This is a genomic window from Lachnoanaerobaculum sp., from assembly GCF_057250505.1.
Genome location: NZ_DBHIEQ010000010.1, coordinates 1 through 20,335, shown reverse-complemented (window position 1 = coordinate 20,335; position 20,335 = coordinate 1). Strand labels below are relative to the sequence as shown.

The 20,335-nt window shown below is 36.0% G+C and carries 15 protein-coding genes and 1 pseudogene; 4 read left to right on the top strand and 12 right to left on the bottom strand.

Annotated elements, in window-relative coordinates; all coding sequences use genetic code 11:
* Nucleotides 1-48: 48 nt before the first annotated feature.
* The 8 genes from ACO6FI_RS05865 to ACO6FI_RS05830 all read right to left on the bottom strand — a co-directional run bounded on the left by ACO6FI_RS05865 (nt 49) and on the right by ACO6FI_RS05830 (nt 9,623).
* Entirely contained in the window at nt 49-918 is an 870-nt protein-coding gene (locus ACO6FI_RS05865) for a type II restriction endonuclease (RefSeq protein ID WP_485456532.1), read from the bottom strand.
* Nucleotides 908-1,708, bottom strand: a complete 801-nt coding sequence (locus ACO6FI_RS05860; protein WP_485456531.1) for a DNA-methyltransferase — start codon at nt 1,706-1,708, stop codon at nt 908-910. Before ACO6FI_RS05860 ends, ACO6FI_RS05865 begins: the two co-directional genes overlap by 11 nt.
* 12 nt (nt 1,709-1,720) lie before the next feature.
* A complete protein-coding gene (locus tag ACO6FI_RS05855; RefSeq protein ID WP_485456530.1) occupies nt 1,721-2,554 on the bottom strand; it encodes a DNA adenine methylase in 834 nt (277 codons plus the stop codon).
* 308 nt (nt 2,555-2,862) lie between these two features.
* On the bottom strand, nt 2,863-4,359 hold the full coding sequence (gene malQ, locus ACO6FI_RS05850) for a 4-alpha-glucanotransferase (RefSeq protein WP_485456529.1): 1,497 nt from the start codon (nt 4,357-4,359) through the stop codon (nt 2,863-2,865).
* A 59-nt stretch (nt 4,360-4,418) separates the two neighbouring features.
* Nucleotides 4,419-5,279 (bottom strand): carbohydrate ABC transporter permease, encoded by an 861-nt coding sequence (locus ACO6FI_RS05845; RefSeq protein WP_298054858.1) that lies wholly within the window; start codon nt 5,277-5,279, stop codon nt 4,419-4,421.
* Nucleotides 5,279-6,280 (bottom strand): carbohydrate ABC transporter permease, encoded by a 1,002-nt coding sequence (locus ACO6FI_RS05840; RefSeq protein WP_485456585.1) that lies wholly within the window; start codon nt 6,278-6,280, stop codon nt 5,279-5,281. Before ACO6FI_RS05840 ends, ACO6FI_RS05845 begins: the two co-directional genes overlap by 1 nt.
* Nucleotides 6,281-6,546: 266 nt before the next feature.
* Entirely contained in the window at nt 6,547-7,902 is a 1,356-nt protein-coding gene (locus tag ACO6FI_RS05835; protein ID WP_485456528.1) for an ABC transporter substrate-binding protein, read from the bottom strand.
* Between the two features lie 56 nt (nt 7,903-7,958).
* Nucleotides 7,959-9,623, bottom strand: a complete 1,665-nt coding sequence (locus ACO6FI_RS05830; RefSeq protein WP_485456527.1) for a glycoside hydrolase family 13 protein — start codon at nt 9,621-9,623, stop codon at nt 7,959-7,961.
* Nucleotides 9,624-9,885: 262 nt separating this feature from the next.
* On the opposite strand from ACO6FI_RS05830, the gene ACO6FI_RS05825 reads away from it, so the two are divergent.
* The 3 genes from ACO6FI_RS05825 (at nt 9,886) to ACO6FI_RS05815 (ending at nt 12,402) form a co-directional block, all read left to right on the top strand.
* Nucleotides 9,886-10,998 carry an ABC transporter ATP-binding protein gene (locus tag ACO6FI_RS05825; RefSeq protein WP_485456526.1) on the top strand — a complete coding sequence of 371 codons (1,113 nt, stop codon included), beginning with the start codon at nt 9,886-9,888 and terminating at the stop codon, nt 10,996-10,998.
* A gap of 68 nt (nt 10,999-11,066) precedes the next feature.
* Nucleotides 11,067-11,921, top strand: a complete 855-nt coding sequence (locus ACO6FI_RS05820) for a PucR family transcriptional regulator (RefSeq protein WP_485456525.1) — start codon at nt 11,067-11,069, stop codon at nt 11,919-11,921.
* Nucleotides 11,914-12,402: a hypothetical protein gene (locus ACO6FI_RS05815; RefSeq protein ID WP_485456524.1), complete on the top strand. Its 489-nt coding sequence runs from the start codon at nt 11,914-11,916 to the stop codon at nt 12,400-12,402. Before ACO6FI_RS05820 ends, ACO6FI_RS05815 begins: the two co-directional genes overlap by 8 nt.
* Nucleotides 12,403-12,463: 61 nt before the next feature.
* On the opposite strand, the gene ACO6FI_RS05810 is transcribed toward ACO6FI_RS05815, so the two are convergent.
* From ACO6FI_RS05810 to ACO6FI_RS05795, 4 genes and pseudogenes are all read right to left on the bottom strand, one after another.
* Nucleotides 12,464-14,413, bottom strand: a complete 1,950-nt coding sequence (locus tag ACO6FI_RS05810) for a PTS sucrose transporter subunit IIABC (RefSeq protein ID WP_485456523.1) — start codon at nt 14,411-14,413, stop codon at nt 12,464-12,466.
* A gap of 399 nt (nt 14,414-14,812) precedes the next feature.
* Nucleotides 14,813-15,034, bottom strand: a complete 222-nt coding sequence (locus ACO6FI_RS05805) for an ORF6N domain-containing protein (RefSeq protein ID WP_485456584.1) — start codon at nt 15,032-15,034, stop codon at nt 14,813-14,815.
* Between the two features lie 38 nt (nt 15,035-15,072).
* A pseudogene (locus ACO6FI_RS05800) lies at nt 15,073-15,774 on the bottom strand (transposase); the annotation flags it as partial.
* 315 nt (nt 15,775-16,089) lie between these two features.
* The gene (locus tag ACO6FI_RS05795) at nt 16,090-18,726 is read right to left on the bottom strand and encodes a DEAD/DEAH box helicase (RefSeq protein ID WP_485456522.1); all 2,637 of its coding nucleotides are present in this window, start codon (nt 18,724-18,726) and stop codon (nt 16,090-16,092) included.
* Between the two features lie 499 nt (nt 18,727-19,225).
* Here ACO6FI_RS05795 and ACO6FI_RS05790 point away from each other — a divergent pair.
* On the top strand, nt 19,226-20,335 hold a 1,110-nt coding region (locus tag ACO6FI_RS05790; RefSeq protein ID WP_485456583.1), incomplete at its 3' end, for an IS1634 family transposase.

The following is a 20,335-nucleotide window of genomic DNA, read 5'->3' as shown; positions in this document are numbered from 1 at the left end:
TGGCTGTTACACTGTATATAAGTGTAACAGCCAATAAATATACTTATGCTATATGAATTTCTTTTTAATTATTCCGTTCTTTAAGTCTGCAATATTATATAAATCTTTTTGTATTAAAAATGTCTCATTTAAGTTTCCCTTTGCTTTTTGCCATCCTGCTCCGTCTGTAAACCATACAAAATGAACATGTTCAATGCCGTCTGCTTCTAGTGATATAGTTTTAAAGCTTCTTGCAGTCTCGTTTAGTTTAGATCCACCCGAAGAGTAGCAATTACATTCACATATATAAACATCTCTACTTCCCTCCGGCTTAACTACAAAGTCAAATCTTTTCTTAGAAATGCCATCAGCACTAATTGCTGAAAGATCATATCCCCATTTTTTCTCTACGTCATGCAGATACATCTCTTTGAAATATGTAATATCCTTTTTGAATCCTGCATCCTTTATAAAGAATTCGACCAAATCCTCCATCTGATCTCCACCTCTGTTCTTTCTTGCATTACTATCCAAGCCGATATTAATTCCAAGTCCGACATCTAATAAATCTCCTACAACATGACTTTGCAACAACTCAAAGATTCCTGTTTTTTGCATGAATTCAACATACAACTCTACATCATAATTCATATTTTTAAAATTAAAATCAAGTCTTCTGTCATTCTCTGTAATTGCAATTATATCTTCTCTGACTGCCAATAACAACGGTATAGCTTTTATATATTCAGGATACTCTCTTACCAAATCCCTAAACTCATCCTCAATATTCTCAACACCTTTTAATGTATTTAATAAAGCTAACTGTCTTTTCACTTTAGATGTATTCTTATAGGCGGTATCATAGTTTACATAATAATTCCAGCTATTAATATTATCTGTAAATGATTTTAGCCACTCTTCAAAATTCCTATTTGTCATTCACCGTCTCCAATCGTGATTTTGTAATATTCAGGTACTCCTCTTCTATATCAATTCCTATAAAAAATCTACCCAGCCTGTTTGCTACCACTCCTGTTGTGCCTGACCCACAAAACGGATCTAATATAATATCTCCGGGATGCGTGGATGCTTGTATTATCCTGTCCAATAAATATTCAGGCTTTTGAGTAGGATGTCTTCCATATTTTTTCTCTGACGGTTTGGTTAAACTTCCTGTCCATACATCCTTCATCTGTTTTCCACCATTACATTCTTTCATCAGCTCATAATCAAAAAAATGATGTGCTTTTTTATCAGCCTTCTGTGCCCACAATATAGTTTCCGTTGAATGTGTAAAACATCTGCAAGCAAGATTTGGTGGAGGATTTGTTTTTTGCCATGTAATATTGTTGATAATCTTAAATCCTTCCTGTTCCAGAGCCATACCGATAGAATAAATATTATGTAATGTACCTGAAATCCAAATACTTCCATCCGGCTTTAAAGCTTTCTTACAAAGTCTAATCCATTTTCTGTTAAATTTATGCTTTTCAGTAATATTTACCGAAGAGTTTCCAATCTTATCCCACTCCCCCTTATTAACAGAAACCATTTTGCCGCCACTACACGTTACTCCACCATTACTCAAAAAATATGGCGGATCTGCGAATATCATATCTATACTTTCAGGCTTTAATTTTTTTAATACCTGAAATGAGTCTCCTAATATTATTTGAGAATATTCATTTTCATAGAAATACTTCTGATTCTTACAAAATAATCTTTGCATTGAAAAAATCCTTTAATAATTACAGATAATTACCTCTTCTCCGGTTCTTTTAGATGCATCCGAGTTTATCATCCTCTTCACACTGACAACATCTATTTTATAACCCTTATTTCCATATAAACTATTGATAAAATCTGTATTATGATTTGTAAGCATACAATAGCAACCTCTCTCCGTCAGCTCATCAAACACCCTTGCAAGCCTTTTATGACTCTCTATATCAAAACCTTCTTTAGTATAAGATTCAAATGATGTAGGATTTAATGGCGCATATGGACTGTCCAAAAATACAAAATCACCCTTCCCTGCACCTTGACACGCTACCTCAAAATCTCCTGACATAATGGTTACATTCTTTAAATAATCTGAAACCGCCACTATGGATTCTTCATCAATAGATTCCCTTTTACTGTTATTATAAGGGACATTAAATAAGCCTTTACCGTTAACTCTATATAATCCGTTAAAACAATGCTTATTTATAAATATAAATAGTGATGCAAGCTCTACATCAAACTCTTTTTTCATTAGTTTATCATTATAATGTTCCCTTAAATCATAATAATATTTTTTACCATCCTCACCAATTTTAGAGTCCAACTCCTTTACACTTTCAATAAGAGTTTGTGGATTTGTTGCAATTACCCTATAGGTATTGATTAAAGATTCGTTTATATCGTTAATCAGTGCCCTACCCGGTTGTAATCCAAATAAAACAGCTCCTCCCCCTATAAACGGCTCGTAATAATTATTATAGTTTTGAGGCATTCTTTCAGATATTCTATCCAGTAGTTGTCTTTTCCCTCCTGCCCATTTCAAGAATGGTACTATTTTTTTTCCTGACATTTTTTCCTCCTCCTACAAAACTTTTTATATTATACGAGAAAGAGTTGATATAATCAATCGTGCACCTCTTGTTTATTTATAAAAAAAAATATATTCATGTGACAGCATCAAAAAATTTTTATCAATATTGTTCCATTTATTTGTAGACCTGCAATTATGTTGCTCTTTTATTATTATCTCTTTATTTTTAAATCCTACATTTAGAAACTTTTACTATAATTTTTATTTCACTATAAGTGAATTTAAAAGCCACAGTAAACTATATTACCTACTGTTTACTGTGGCCTTTTATATTAAAATACTATACTTTATCTCACCCTTCCGTATAACTCGGTCAGATACTTTATCTTTTTCCAAACTTCATCACTCATTTCCTTGTCGGTGAGCCTGAACATCCAGTTCTTACCGATTGTGGACGGTGTGTTCATTCTGTAGTTGTGGTCATAGTGCAGATAGTCCTGTATAGGAATGATGCAGGTATCTGAGACGCTGCCGACAGCACCTCTGACGATAGCATCACATACTTCGGTATGCTTTATGCCCTTCTTTAAGTTGAAGTACTCAAGCACCTTATTATATTCCTTCTCGGTTATATCATTAAGCCATCCCATTACTGTCTCATTGTCATGAGTTCCTGTGTATACCACGCTGTTTCTTGTATAGTTGTGCGGAAGATAATCGTTGGCGTTTCCTGTATCTCTTGAGTCAAATGCAAACTCAAGCACCTTCATTCCCGGATAACCGCTATCATTTACAAGTCTGCGCACACTGTCTGTCACATATCCGAGGTCCTCAGCTATCAGTCTGCAATCACCTAAAGCTTCCTTAATCCTGTTGAAAAGTTCAATTCCCGGTCCCTTCTCCCAGTGACCGCCTGCCGCAGTCTTATCTTTTGCAGGGATGGAATAGTACTCGTCAAAGCCTCTGAAATGATCGATGCGGATAACATCGTACCACTCGAAATTCTTCTTTAATCTCTTTATCCACCACTTAAAGCCTGTATTTCTGTGATATTCCCAATTATAAAGTGGATTTCCCCAAAGCTGTCCGTCAGGAGCGAAGCCGTCCGGCGGACATCCTGCAACAGCTGTCGCCTTACCCTCTTCACCTATCTGGAAAAGCTCAGGATGTGCCCATGTATCCGCACTGTCCATTGCAACATATATCGGAATATCTCCTATTATCTCAACTCCGTTCTCATTTGCATACGCCTTTAACTTCTTCCACTGCTCATCAAACTTATACTGCAAGAACTGATAGAACTCTATATCAAAGTAAAGTTTCTCTCTGTAGTAGTTGATGGAATAGTCATATCTGTCCCTTATATCTGTAGGCCATGCAGTAAAAGGTTCGCCGTTAAAATAGTCCTTAAGCGCCATAAAAAGAGCATAGTCCCAAATCCATTTAGAATTTTCATAGACGAAATCCTTAAACGCGTCATTCTCAAAGACCCCCGCTCTCTCATATGCCTTATGCAAAAGTTCATATCTGCCCTCATACAATTTCTTGTAGTCCACCTTTTTAGGATTGCTTCCGAAATCTGTGCTCTCACACTCTTTTTTAGTAAGAAGACCTTCTTCTATAAGCATTTCCAAATCTATAAAATACGGATTGCCTGCAAATGTTGAAAAAGACTGATAAGGTGAATCACCGTAGCTTGTAGGACCAAGCGGCAAAATCTGCCAATATGACTGCTTTGCGGCTTTCAACTTATCTACAAAGCGATACGCCTCTTTTCCGAAGCTTCCTACGCCGTATCTGCCCGGAAGACTGCTTACATGTAATAAAATTCCACTTCTTCTCATAATTCCTCCTTATATTTTAAGCCATATGGCTTAGAGTCATATGGCTTAGAGCTGAATAATTATTTGATAGCTCCGTCTACCATTCCCTGTATAATCTGCTTTTGTGCAACCAAGAACAAAATAACAATAGGAATCATAGCAAGGAAAGCGGCACTAAGGATCAAGTCCCACTGCTTAACATAAGAACCTACGAAGCTGCTTACAGCGATAGGCAATGTCTTAATCTTACCGTTAAGTCCGAGCATAATAGATGGAAGCAGATAGTCGTTCCAAATCCAAAGACCGTTCAAAATAAGAACAGTCATCTGTACAGGACGCAAAAGAGGCATAATAATCCTAAAGAAAGTACCTTCAGGAGAACATCCGTCAATCCATGCGGCCTCCTCAAGCTCCTTCGGAATACCCTTTATAAAACCGTGCAGTACAAAGATTGACATGGAACCGCCGAATCCCAGGTAAGCAAATACCACTCCCTTATAGCTTGAGAGCATCTGAATACCTGTGAAGTTTCCTATGTTTTTGAAAACTGTAAGTATAGGAAGCATAACAACCTGGAAAGGAATAACCATTGCTGCTACAAACATCATAAATATAAAGTTTGACCAACCCTCTTTGTGATGACGGCTTAATACCCATGCAGCCATAGATGAAAATAATGTCAGAAGTACCAATGAAACAACTGTAATTATCATAGAACTTCTGAAAGAACTCCAGTAGCTGAAGTTTGTATTGTTTATAACACCCTTAAAGTTGGTAAGCATCTGTGCCCAGTTCTTAGGCAAAGTGATAGGGCTTACCACTATATCCGCACTGGTCTTTGCGGAGTTTATTACAACAAGGAAAAACGGGCAAAGTATAAAGAATGCTACGATAAAGCCGACAATAGTGCCGACCACATTTCTAATCTTTTGTGCTCTCATTAAAGCTCTACCTCCTTCTTCTTACTTATTGCAACCTGTGTAAGTGATACAACTGCAAGTATTATAAAGAATACAACCGCCTTGGTCTGTCCGAGTGCGTAGTTGTTCTTCCTGATTGCGGTATTATAAATATTCAAAGCCAAAAGCTCTGTAGACTGTATAATATCCGCTCCCATGATACGGCTCGGAGCACCGTTTGTTATAGCCAAGTTCAAATCGAACTGTTTGAAAGAGTTGACCAATGTAAGGAATATACATACTGTAAATGTATTTGCAATCATAGGCATCTTTATCTTAAAGAGTGTTGTGATTGCGGATGCACCGTCCACTCCCGCCGCCTCAAGTACATCCTTAGGCACAGTCTGAAGACCTGTCAAGTAAATAAGCATTATATAACCTGCATACTGCCATGTATTAACTATAAGTATTGCAAGCAGTGCAAGGTTTGCATTTGTAAGCATTGATACGGAACCTGCAAATACTGTAGTAAATACCTTGTTGAATATAAACTGCCATACATAACCGAGTACAAGACCGCCGATAAGGTTAGGCAAAAAGTATGCCGAACGGAAAAATGATGTTCCTTTAATCTTTGATGAACATACAAGTGCCAAAGCAAAACCTACCACATTCACCAAAATCATATTTATAACCGTATATATTACCGTAATTACAAATGAGTACACATAATCAGACTGATTGAACATAGTAATATAATTGGACAGTCCCACGAATTTGGTAACCTGTATACCGTTCCAGTCTGTAAATGAGTATACAATACCCAAAATAAAAGGAATGATAACAGTAACTGCAAAAGTAAATATCATAGGGAATAAGAAAACCATGTTTACTATTTTGGTATGCTTTTTATTTGGCATTTTAAATATACCTAAGATCAATAAAATCACACCAAAAATAAGTATATATCCTCTTAATTCTCCTGTGGACTTCATAAAGTCCAAAATCAATGCATAAATCGTCAATACCGCTCCTACCACCATAAAGATAAGTGGTAGCGTCTTTGCATTTTTTGTATTCAAGTTCGCTCCTTTCAAATGCCACTAAGGCATGAAGATATATCTAAAAAAATGGCGACTTTAAAAAGTCGCCATCTAAGTTCTTGAAAACAGAAAATCTGTTTTTTGCGATAAATATCGCAAAGCATCCAAATGCCTTGGCAATATATATTAACTTTACACAGCCGATCTCAAATCTTTTAAACCGGCTGTTTTAAAATTTGCGAAGCATTTTAAATATTGTTTTTTAATTATTGTTTTTTGTTTGCTGCAACATAATCGGCAATTGTAGTCTTCATCATTGTAACAAACTGATCATTTGTCATATCGCCCTTTGCGAAAGATTCGAAGATAAGACCGAGCTTATTCTGTGCAATACCCTCAGGCATATTTGACCAAGCCCATGAAGATGTATTACCTGCGTCAACATATGACTTCAAGCTTACTGCAAGTGGAGTCTCAGGCTCAATTGTGCTTGACTTATATGGTGAAATCATACCTGCTTCTTTTACAAGAATCTCCTGTGCATCAGGATCTGTTGCCAAGTAGTCAAGGAACTTCTTAGCTGCATCTACATTCTTGCTGTCCTTATATACACACCACCATGAAGGGCTGTCTGCAAGGATCTTTGTCATATCGGCCTTTGTAAATGCAAGCGGTAAAAGGCCTGCCTTAAATGTTACATTGTATGTAGGTAGTGAAGGATCAATCCAGTTACCCTGTGTGATGAATGCTGTCTTACCCTGTGCCCAAAGTGCAAGCTGATCATCGTATGTACCTGAGATAAGTACCTGCGGATCTGCATACTTGAAAAGTAAAGCTGTCATATCTGCAAACTCTGAAAGTCTCTGATCGTCAAACTCACCCTTCATAGCCATATCAAAGTACTTGTTGTCACCTCTGTCAAGTCCGCCTGTGTAGTAGTAACCGAATAAGTGGTTACCTGTTGACCAGTACATCTGTCCCGACTCTGCAGCTACAGATGCTACAGCCTGAATACCAAGCTCACTCTTCATGCTGTCAAGCTTCTCAAAAGCGGCTTTGAATGCATCGTAGTTTTTAAGTGATGCAGGATCGATACCTGCCTTCTCAAGGATATCGGCATTATATGTGATACCGTAGCCCTCTACGGCATATGGGAAACCTACAACCTTACCTGATGTCTTATCCTTATAACCGAAATCTGTATTCTTTACGAACTCACAATCGCTGAGGTCTGCAACTGAATCTGTCCAGTTTGCGTAGTCACCGTCACCGCCGATAACGAAGATATCAGGCATATTGTCGGCTGCCTTATAGCTCTTTAACTGTCCCTGAATATCAACACCGCCGCCTAAAGACTCGATAACAACTTCCTGTCCTGTCTTCTCTTTGTACTTCTCGGCAACTTTCTTAAGCTGTGAGTCAATCTCAATCTTACCGTTTACAAGTCTGAGTGCACCTGCACTTGCGCTGCTGTCAGCCTTAGACTCGCCTGCCTTGGTCTCTGCAGCACTGCTCTGAGTATCTGCACCGCTCTCGCTCTTTGCAGCACCTGAACCGCATCCTGCCAAAATAGCGGATACAGCCAAAACACCTGCTGCAACACTCAAGAATCTTTTTTTCATCTTAATCTCCTCCATTGAGTATCTTTATGATATTTGTCAATATTTTATCATATTTTTCATACATTTTCAAGTAATAAAACAGCTGTCTCATAAGGCTTTAATGTGCCGTCTTCTCTAACATCTCTGTTATAATTTGATATCAAAACCTTTGCATTTTCATAGCCTGAAAAGTCAAACTTATGCTCGTTCTTACTGAAGTTGCACACTACCAAAAGCTTCTGATTTCCAAGTGTTCTCACATATGCATATATGTTTTCATCATCAGGAAGTAAAAGCTCATACTTTCCGTATACTATAATCTCATACTCTTTTCTGAGTTTGATAAGTTTTTGATAGTAGCGGAATACCGAATCTTCTCTCTTTAACTGATCGGCAACATTTATTTTCTTATAGTTCGGATTGAGGTCAATCCAAGGTGTGCCTGTGGTAAAGCCTGCATTCTCGCTTGCATCCCACTGCATAGGAGTTCTGGCATTGTCTCTGCTCTTGTGTGCAATCTTCGGGAACATATCTTCCTTAGTGTACAGTCCGCTCTCTATAAGCTCCCTATATGCATTGATTGACTCAAGGTCTCTGAAATCGTCTACAGACTTGAACACTGTATTTGTCATACCGAGCTCCTCACCCTGATATACATAAGGTGTACCCTGCATCATATGTAGGCAAGTGGCTATGCACTTTGCAGAAACCTCTCTGAACTCGTCACTGTCATCACCAAGCCTTGATACGATTCTCGGCTGGTCATGATTACAAAAATATAAGCTGTTCCATGCCACTTCATCAAGTCCCAGCTGCCACTTTGTAAGATTCTCCTTTAAAGGTACAAGCGGGATGTGCTTTGTTGACCACTTGAAGTCACCTTCACCGTCAAGCCCCATATGTTCAAACTGGAACACCATGTTGAGCTCACTGCCGTCACTGTTTGCATACTTTTTCGCCTCATCAAGTGTAACGCCTGCAGTCTCTCCGACAGTCATAATATCAAACTTTGAAAGCACCTTCTGATTCATTTCTTTCAGATAGTCATGTACCTTAGGTCCGTTTGCACAGATATTCATATCTCCGTAAAGTCCTACAACCTTTGCATCAGGGAAACCTTCAGGCTTTGAGATAAGGCTTATAACATCCATTCTGAAGCCGTCAATACCCTTCTCACACCATCTTGTCATCATATCAAAGACTTCTTTTCTTACTTTCGGATTTACCCAGTTAAGGTCAGGCTGCTTTGTAGAGAAAAGATGTAAGTAGTACATATCCGTCTTCTCATCATACTTCCATGCCGGACCTGAGAATGCCGAACCCCAGTTGTTAGGCTCCTTGCCGTTCTTTCCTTCCTTCCAGATATAGTAATCTCTCTTAGGGTTATCTTTAGAGCTTCTGCTCTCTACAAACCACGGATGCTCATCGGATGTATGGTTGACTACCAAATCCATCACTATCTTGATGCCTCTTTCATGTGCCGCAGCAAGCATCTTGTCAAAATCATCCATTGTACCGAACTCGGTCATGATAGCTTCATAATCACTTATATCATAGCCGTTGTCGTCATTCGGCGACCTGTACACAGGAGACAGCCATATCACGTCTATACCGAGCTCCTTGAGATAGTCAAGCTTACTTGTAATACCGTTTAAATCACCTATTCCGTCTCCGTTGCTGTCACAAAAGCTTCTCGGATAAATCTGATAAACTATAGCTTCTTTCCACCATGCCTTCTTCATTTTCTTACCTCGCTATATTATTTACACCTATCGTATACTTCCTTCATTCTATTAAGTTTTTTACGGTCGATATATTTTTATTAGCATAACACAATGTAAATTTTATGTAAATTATTGACTTTTTCATTTTTATGTGTCCGCATTTAACTTCGTTATTTTAACGAAATCAGGCTGTTATTTTTGGTGATATATGTGATTGAATACTAAAGATTTATTTTATATAATTAGAGCATAAATTTTCGTACACATTTTAGGAGGAAAAATGGCAAGTTTATCATTAAAGAACATTGAAAAAATTTACCCGAACGGCTTTAAGGCTGTTCAGGACTTCAACTTGGAGATTGCAGACAAAGAATTCATCATCTTTGTAGGACCTTCAGGTTGTGGAAAATCTACAACACTTCGTATGATTGCAGGTCTTGAGGACATCTCAGGCGGTACACTTGAGATTGACGGCAAGGTAATGAATGATGTGGAACCTAAGGACAGAGATATCGCCATGGTTTTCCAGAACTACGCTCTATATCCGCATATGTCTGTATATGACAATATGGCATTCGGTCTTAAGCTTCGTAAGAGACCGAAAGATGAGATAGATAAGCTTGTTCGTGAAGCCGCAAGAATCCTTGACCTTGAAAAGCTTCTTGACAGAAAGCCTAAGGCTTTATCAGGCGGTCAGAGACAGAGAGTTGCAATGGGTCGTGCTATCGTTCGTAACCCTAAGGTATTCCTTATGGATGAGCCTCTTTCAAACCTTGATGCAAAGCTTAGAGTACAGATGCGTATCGAGATTTCAAAGCTTCATCAGAGACTCGGCGCTACAATCATCTACGTTACACATGACCAGACAGAGGCTATGACACTCGGTACAAGAATAGTTGTTATGAAAGACGGTATTGTGCAGCAGGTAGATTCTCCTGAGAATCTTTACAATGCTCCTAAGAACCTCTTCGTTGCAGGATTTATCGGATCACCGCAGATGAACTTCATGGATGCCGTAGTTGAGAATAAAGGCGAGGATGTATTCTTAAAGGTCGGTTCACATAACTTAAAGCTTCCTGTAACAAAGGTTGCCAAGTTCAAAGACGGTTCTTACAACGGTAAGACTGTTATACTCGGTATCCGCCCTGAGGATATGCATGATTCACAGTTGTTTATCAACAGCTCACCTGACAGCGTTATCGAGTCCGATATCAAGGTTTATGAGCTTTTAGGTGCTGAAGTTTTCCTATACTTTGATGTGGAAGGCTTCCAGATGACTGCAAGAGTAAACCCTAGAACAAACTTAAGAACAGGTGACCATGCCAAGTTCGCACTTGATATGGAGAAGATTCATATCTTTGATAAGGAAACAGAGCTTACAATTACAAACTAATCAAAAGATTATATAAAGGGGGAGCTTTTCCCCCTTTATTTTATTTTATATACGGCTATAATATAGCTATGAATGATGATATTAAAAAAGAATTGAACAAAATATATAAACTTACAGGTATAAAGTTAAGTATTGAAAATGAGAATGAGGTAAGTATTTCAGCTTTAAAAAAAATATCCACAGCCTATAAAGAAAAGTACTCAAGTGCCAATATTCTTTTAAATATACTTAACGGAATTTACCCTGCTAAGGAACAACCCCATGCCCTACAATCACTTAATATAAAGCCTGATACCAAGATGCGCTTATACCTTATATATGTGCCTACAAAGATAGATGAAACAATTAAAAAGATAATCACCTCTCTCTTCCTGGGAAGAAGTTCTGAATATCTTTGCAGCCTTGATTCCACTCATCTTTGTTTTCTGTACCTCGGAGAGGATAATATAACACATCCGCTTCTTAATGTTATAGAAACAGAAGGTATGACCGTCGCATATATTGCATACAGCGATATATTCAGTGAGATTTCGCTTTTGCAAAAGGAGTATCTTGATTTGAGACAGGCACTTGTTATCAGTGAGATTTTTTACTCCGATAAGAAAATAATAAGTCCAAATGACTTAGGTATGGGAGAGCTTATCTACAACATTCCAAGACCTGTATGTGAGAAGTTTTTAAAAAAACACTTCGGCGGTGTGATAGATGATGACAGTATGCAGCTTGCAGCCACCTTCCTTCACCACAACTTAAGTATCGCCGAGACTTCCAGATATATGCATATGCACAGAAATACTTTAGTCTATAGACTTGAGCAAATAGAAAAAAAATATGGCATCGATATAAAGACCTTTGAAGGTGCCGATATCTTCAACATAGCCATATTGATTACAAATTTTTTAAAGGTGAGAAATAATGAATGATACTTTTTATGAATTGCTTGTAAAGAAGAATAAACCTGATTCATCCGCAATAATAATGTCTGCAATCAATATCATTGCAATAGTTTGTATGCTTGTGCTTACATTATATACACAGTTTGCAATGATTCTTGTAATTGCACTCGGTTTTGTATTCTACTATCTTGTATACCCTAAGCTTTCTGTAGAATATGAATATTCCCTGTTAAATGCAGACCTGACCGTTGATGCAGTCTACAATAAGACTAAGAGAAAAAATATCCTCACCATGGATATCAAGACTTTGGAAACCGCTTTTTCTACCTCATCTCCTAAGATGAACGGTCAAAAAAACGGTAAGAGAATAGACTGCTCCACAGGCGATATGACATCTTCTTATTGTCTTATCTTCCCGAATAGCGGCGAAAATATTTTGCTGTTTATCACCCCCGATGCACATATGCTGGATATGTTAAAGCGTGTAGCACCAAGGGCATTTATGTGAATTTATAAGCAAAAAGACAACTGCTTTTACATCAGTTGTCTTTTTTATAATAATCTATACTCTATTTGATCGCTGTAAGTATCTTATCTCCTACCGCCACATCACCGAAAGGTGCGCAGGTAACATCGCTGTACTCAAAACTGTTCGTCACAAGTACAGGAGTTGTCATAAGATATCCGGCCTCACTGATTGCCTTGGAATCAAACTTCATAAGAGCCTGACCCTTCTTAAACTTATCTCCGTTGGCAACCAACGCTTCAAAATGCTTTCCGCCAAGTTCAACAGTATTGACACCCACATGAACAATAAGTTCAACACCGTTGTCAAGCTTCATACCCACAGCATGACCCATAAGAGCTATTACGGTACCGTTATCAGGTGCATAAACCGTATCTCCGTCAGGGATAATACATACACCTTTTCCTAAAATACCTGCCATAAATGTCTCATCCTTGGTCTCTTCCATAGAAACTATCTTTCCGCTAAGCGGTGATGCCACATCTACAGGTACTTCTTCTACAGGCTTGGTTTCAACTCTTAAATCCTTGTCAGCTTCAGCTTCATCCACACTTCCAAGTGCCTGTGCATCCTTATTCTCTTCCACCGGCTCTACAGGTAAATTGGCATCTATAACGCTTGACGGTGTAAGTACCCAGCTGGCTGCAAATGCCACAGCCATGGAAATAATAAATGTCAAAATATATCCTACAGGGTTTGAAAGTGTAAGAAGTATTCCGAATATACCTGTTACACCTGTTCCTGTTGCTCCAAGTCTTATGATGGAAGCAAACATCGCACCGACTGCACCGCCCAGACATCCTGCAATGAAAGGCTTAAAGAATCTTAAGTTTACACCGAAGATTGCAGGCTCCGTAATACCCATAAATGCTGAAAGTGATGACGGGAAGCAAAGACTCTTAATCTTCGGATCCTTTGTCTTTACAGCTACCGCAAGGCAGGCACCTCCCTGTGCCACATTAACAGCTGACGCAAGAGGCAACCAGTATGTCACACCGTACTTTGCTATCTGACCCAAGTCGATAATTGTATACATATGGTGAATACCCATAACTACCGTCGGTGCATACAGCGCACCCATTATAAATGAACCGATACCGAAAGGTATTGCTATAAGCATCTGTACCGCATTTAAAAAAGCGTTCTCAACAACTACGAATACAGGTCCTATAGCTGCAAGTGCAAGATATCCTGTCACAAACACCGATATAAGCGGTGTTGCAAAAAGATCAAACATTGCAGGTATTACCTTATGCAATCTCTTTTCTATATTTGACATTACCCAAACTGAGATCATAATAGGAATAACATGTCCCTGATATCCTACCATCTTGATTTTCCAAAGTCCGAAGAATACACTCTGCATCGGTATATCTGTTGCTGTAGCCACATTCCAAGCATTCACAAGGTTCGGATGAATCATTATCATACCGATAACCGCACCTAAGTACTGATTACCGCCAAATACTCCTGCCGCCGAAAATCCGATAAGTATAGGCAGGAATACATATGCTATATTTGAAAACAGATTCGCAAATACATATATCGAAGATGTCGTATCAATATTTAAGAATCCGTTTTTTACCATAAAGTCAAGCGCATTCATGATACCCATAAGGAATCCTGAAGCAACAATGGCAGGAATGATAGGAACGAAAATATCTCCCAAGGTCTTTATAAACCTCTGGAATACATTTGTATTGGCTGCCGCAGCCGCCTTCGCCTCTTCCTTTGTAGCACCCGATATACCTGCTACATTTATAAACTCATCATATACCTTATCCACAGTACCTGTACCGTAGATAATTTGCAACTGTCCCGAAGCCTCAAATACTCCTTTTACGCCTTCAATATTCTCGATGGTCTTTTTGTCAACCTTACCGTTGTCAACTATGACCAAACGCAATCTTGTGGCACAATGTGCGGCAGACGCAATGTTTTTACTTCCGCCTATCGCCGCCAGCACTTCTGTGGCAGATTTGCGATAATCCATAACAATCCTCCATATCTAAATAACAAAAGTATTATAAGAAACCCTTAAGAGCCTGTAGCCGGGCTACATTTCCCATCAATTTCTTACTACATTATAAAATAAATAAATTTATAACGCAATCATTCACAAAACCGACATATATAAGTGTGTATTATGTATATTATTTTAAAGTTTTTGTTTAATTATTTTGTTTTTTTCTAAGTCTTAAATTCAAATCATATCTCTATATCATTAAAGTATTTTAAAATTTTATATTAAAATTAAATGTTTTTACATTAAATACTATTATAATACTCCTATAATAATTCTATTTCCAACTGTCAGTCCTCTGCATATCTCATCTGTAAATTATTCTAACTGCTTAATATCCTGACATTACTTCATCAACATATATATCTCTTACTCTGTAAAAGCATACGGAAGGTACCTGTTGCCACCCCAACTTGAGGTGAAATTTTTGCACCTCAAGTCACTTATCTCTTCTTCAATGTGCCTAAACATGAAGTCTTCGCCTTCAAACTTTTCAAGATTATTTTTAACTTGCCTATTAAAATTCTTAGTCTCATACCCATAAATCTTTACCAATTCAAAGTCTAGTATTACTTTCTTCCCTCGTATAATATAAATTTTTTCTACAAGTGACTCATAGTGTACAACTGTTCTTGATAGAGTTGTTGAAGTCTTGGCTTTCTCTTACCCTTTCCGTTAACAAATACCATATCTTCTCCGTCAGCAATAGCTATAAGGTTTTTTTGGAGTTCAAGTATTTCAAGAGGCAAGCAGTTATTAACCTCTATCATACAGTTATTAGACAACTTCTTATGTTTTGTAATCCTTCTTTTTCCATTCTTTTCAATAATATCTCTAACTTTATCAATTCTGTCAATCACAAACATTTGTACATTTCCAAGCTCGTACTTATCACCAAATCCATTATCTTGTAAAAAAATTATAGTCTGAGTAATGCTTATCAATATAATATGTAAGACCAGCAAGATGATAATCAATGCTTCCACGCCATACAAAAGTATAACGATTGGCATTGACTTCTATTTTTGTTCCATATTAAGCCATATAAAAGCAATATCTCTTTCCCATAAATATACAATACGATGGATAGAACGTATTTCTCGCATATTCGCATAAGTAATAACTGCATACATCATGATCGGGTTTTACCCTGTCCTTCCCTTATCCGAACAATTATCTAACATTCCAGAAAAATTTAAATCCTCCATAAATTTTTAGGGTATAGGCAGGATCATCATCTGGTAAACTCAATTCATAGAAGCATATAAGCTAGAGTTGATTTTCTGCTGACCTATTTCAAAAAAGTCTTTATAACAATTGGCCGTAAGTATAGTTATATTATAATATAAAATAGCTAAATATAGTTGTTGTTAACCATCTTTTTATGCAAAATTTCAGGTGAGTTGTGGTTCAAAATGTGTAACAACTCACCCTTTGCATGGCTATCATTTCCCATCAGACCCTATATTGACATACCATTTTTTAACTGTTACATATATCAAGGGTGAAAATCATGTTTAATAGATTTCCACCCTTCAATATCATAGAAGATTTTTATTTACAGACTTTTCTTCATAGTCTTTGAATTTTAAATAATTACTATACACCTTTAAATTTCTTGAATTTCAGCATTTTACTTTGTAATTCTAAATATCCTTTAATTTCTTACTACAAATCATTTCTAAGTAGTCATTAGGTGTTATTTTATTTTCTCTAAATTTATCCCACACAATTTTTCTCCATTCAGCATCCCCCTCATCTACAAAGCAATTAATACATGAAGTCAGTACATTTAGAGCCTTACATGCCCATTTAATAAAATCATCACTATGAATATAAAATATACCATTTGCAAAAACTCTCGCTGATTCTTCAATTCCTCTCGAATTAGATATTAAGACAGTATATACCTTAGCAGTCGGTAAAATTCTTTTTTCATTTTTTCTTATCCACGTTTCATGGCTGTTAGTTTGATGTATATGTGCAGCAGGTATTTTTTTTACACATTTATCTTTTTCGTCAATTTTATAAATTTTATCCTCTGATACTATCAAACATTCTCCATCTATTATCCAGTACGGATCTGGAGCTGATTCTTCTTTCGGATTAACTGAAATATATCCCAAAACTTTACCTAGCTGTTCGTGCCCACTTTCAAACTTATTTCCATCATCAGACTTTAGATTTTCTTGTATTTCTTTTATCTTTTTTAATAGGACGCTCTTTTTTGTACTAATTATTTCTTGTTCTATTTGCTGTATAAATCCCATATTTTCTTTGTTATCTAACTCACTTACTGTTCCAAAGTCTAACCTATTCTTTAAATTAGATAACCACTTAACAGTATGGTACTGCTTATTAGCATTGCTAAATGACTCTATAACCTTTGACTTATAGCCTGCATTTTTACATTTATCTAATCTATAATAATAATATGCTATACATCCTTTCATATACTCCCAGTAGCATTTGTAGCCATTTAATGCTGGAGCATTTAATTCATCTATAATTTCATTAATTTTATCAAAGGCTTCTTCGTAACACTTTTTCCAAAGTAAATACTGTAATTCTACTTCTAACATTGCTGATTTTTTTAGTTTAGCATATATCTTACCTGTTTCTGGCAATTTATTATTACTATCTTTATCTTTTTTATCTTTATCTTTTTTATACTTATTTCTAAGCTTCACTATTGTACCATCAGCTTTTTTCCATTCTTCACCCTGTTCAATAAACTCCTTAACATTTTCTATCAGTTCATCAATATTATTATATTTTTTTGAAATTTGTACACCGAAATTAATCTCTGCTCTCAGTTCCATCGGAAAATTTTTAACATACTTTTCATTAGTAATATTATTTTCAATACTACCACCCATAATACAAACTAGTGCATAATCATTAATATTTCTTGTACATCTACCTGTAGCCTGTATAATTCTAGTTCTTATCCTTTCATCATACAACACCTTTGCACCCATACAACTAACCAAAAATCTCTCTTGTAAATTTACAGTCTGTGGAATATTGTGTATCAATAACATATGACTTTCTTCACCTGGAAAATCGACCCCATCATATCTATTCGATAAAATTACAACTGCATTTTTCGATTTAACAAATACGTCTTTACCTTTTTCAATATCCTGTGCGTCAAAAATGATTGTGTCTTTTAAACGTTTTTTATAAATTTCTTCAAATGTATATTGCCAATTATTATCAGGAACCAATATAACACTCCTTTTAAATAAGTTTTGCAATTCAATAACCACTTCCTCTTCAAATTCATCTAGTGTCAAACTTGGGAAGACAAAGAATCTTCTTCCCATTGCCTTTATATCAAAATCATTTACTATTGGAAGGCGGTCTATCTTCTTAATACCTGTAATTCGCTCCAGTTCACCACTGTTACCTAGAGTAGCTGACATTAGAATACGTTGTTTAGCATCCTTAAAGGCATCAACTGTCATTGTCGGTGCAATCCATGGCCTAATTAAAAACATATTATTTGTCATATAAAAATTACACTCTTCTAAATTATCTTTTATTCTTTGCCACGAATAATACACTATATTCTTTTTATTAGGATTATTTGTATTTAATTTGTTCTCTACTATATTTTTTATATCATTTATTTTGTCCAAAAGTAACGGAGTAGGTATCATATCACACCATTTGTTTGAACTACTGTCTTGAGTTAAATATATTAGATCATCTTGTCTAATATATTCCTTAAATAGTTCTTTTAACTCATTAAATAGTTCATTTTCTTTAGTTACTGTAACTGTCCAATTTGAAACCAAATACTCCTCACAAGAGTGAACATCATCCATTATCAAAATATCAGGATCCTTAAAAAAAGAATTTAGTGCAAAAAAAGAGCTGTATGTTGTCACACCTATTACATCGGCTGTATTATAAGATACCTTATCCTTTGATGAATACTCTATTTGCTTACCACAAAATGCAACTGCCTTTATCTCAAATTTTGTATTGGCTTGTTCAACCACTTGATGTACTAGTTGATTAGTAGGACATAAAAATAAAACTTTCTCTCTGTTTTTTCTCCTTCTAAACTCACCAATCAATAACCCTACGAGCGTTTTCCCACTACCAGTAGGTAACTCCAATGCAACTGATTTTTTTTCAAAATTATCCATGTATTCATCAATCATCTTAGATTGATAATCCCATAAGCCAATTCCTTTTTTCTTATTATCATCATACATATCTTGTGGTTTTTTATATAAAAAATCCTCTTCAATATCAACATTAAATGGCATATTATTCTCCTCCTTTATGGTATTATAAAGTTACATTTACTATAGTCAATTTGTAATATCAATCAATTCAAATAGTTCTATACAAACCATTGATCTTTACAATTTGGTTATGTACTGTTCTGTTTTCGTAAAGGTAATATATACTTTTTTCTAAAATAATTACGCTAATCTATGTGTCACATACATTAATTATTTTATCAAACTTAATACTATCTGTAAGTACAATTTTACTAAATCTATTATAAAATGTCTATATAATAACATTCCGTCTTTAAAAGATTTGAAAGATAAAATACCTTTCAGTCCCGTCTTCCGTCAAAGTACTATGAAATTTCCGACGCTTTAAATTTTTAGTAAACCATTTAATTTCGTACAATTCTTTTAAGCCCTTTATTTTAAAGGCTTTTCTTACATAAAAAATATTTCAAAAAATTTGAAAAAAATTTTAGGACATGTTATAATAGTAGTACTTTATAGTACTTTGCTTTTAGAGGTGTTTATGGCTTATTTTTTGAGAAAAGAAAAGAAGAAAAAAGGTACTTATCTTCAGATGTATGAATCATTTTGGGATAAGGATAAAAAACAACCAAGAACAAGAAATGTAAAATCTTTTGGTTACGTTGAAGATTTGATTTCAGATGAGATTCCTGATCCGATTAAATTTTATAGCGATTATGTAAAAGAGCAAAATGAGAATAGAACAAAAGCTCTTTCTGAAGAGTCACGTCCTCGTGCATTTTCCAATCCTGTTGAACTTAATATAGGACACTTCTTGCTTTACTCATTAATTGATGAGCTTGATGTTAAGGAGACTATTGATATACTTGCTTCTCAAATGCGTTTTCAGTTTTCTGTATTTGATTTAATTACACAACTTATTTATGCAAGGGTTATATCACCATGCTCTAAGTCAAAGACAGCCTCTCATGTATTTCCATACCTTTATGGCAGTTCAACCATCTCTGAAGACCAAGTATATGACGGATGTTCTTTCATAGGAGAGTCATATAAAAAATATATTGATTTATTTAATCACTCTTATGAAAAGTATTTTAAAAGAGATTTAAGCAATGTGTTTTTCGATTGTACTAATCATTACTTTGAAATTGATCTTCCTAGCGATGACAAGCAAAAGGGACCTTCAAAAGAGAATAGGCACTCTCCTATAATAGGGCAAGCTTTACTTTTAGATGCTGACCTTGTACCTGTCTCTATGCAAATGTATCCCGGCAATGAATCGGAAAAACCATATATCAGAAAAGTTATTGAAGAAATAAAGCAACGACATAACGTATCAGGTAAGACTATACAGGTGGCTGATAAAGGACTTAACTGTGCAAGAAATATTTATGCTGCCGTTAAAGAAGCTAATGACGGCTATATATTCTCAAAATCAATACATGGTAAGAATCTAAGTGAAAAGGAAAAGAAATGGGTTCTACTTGAAAATGATGCAAATGTCTTTTCTAACTACACTGATGAAAGAGGTGATATATCTTTTCGCCTTAAATCATGTATTGACAGCTTTGATTACAGTTTTAAAGAGATTGATCTGGAAACAGGAAAAGAAAGTGTTACAAGGTTCTCTGTAAAAGAAAAGCGTATCGTC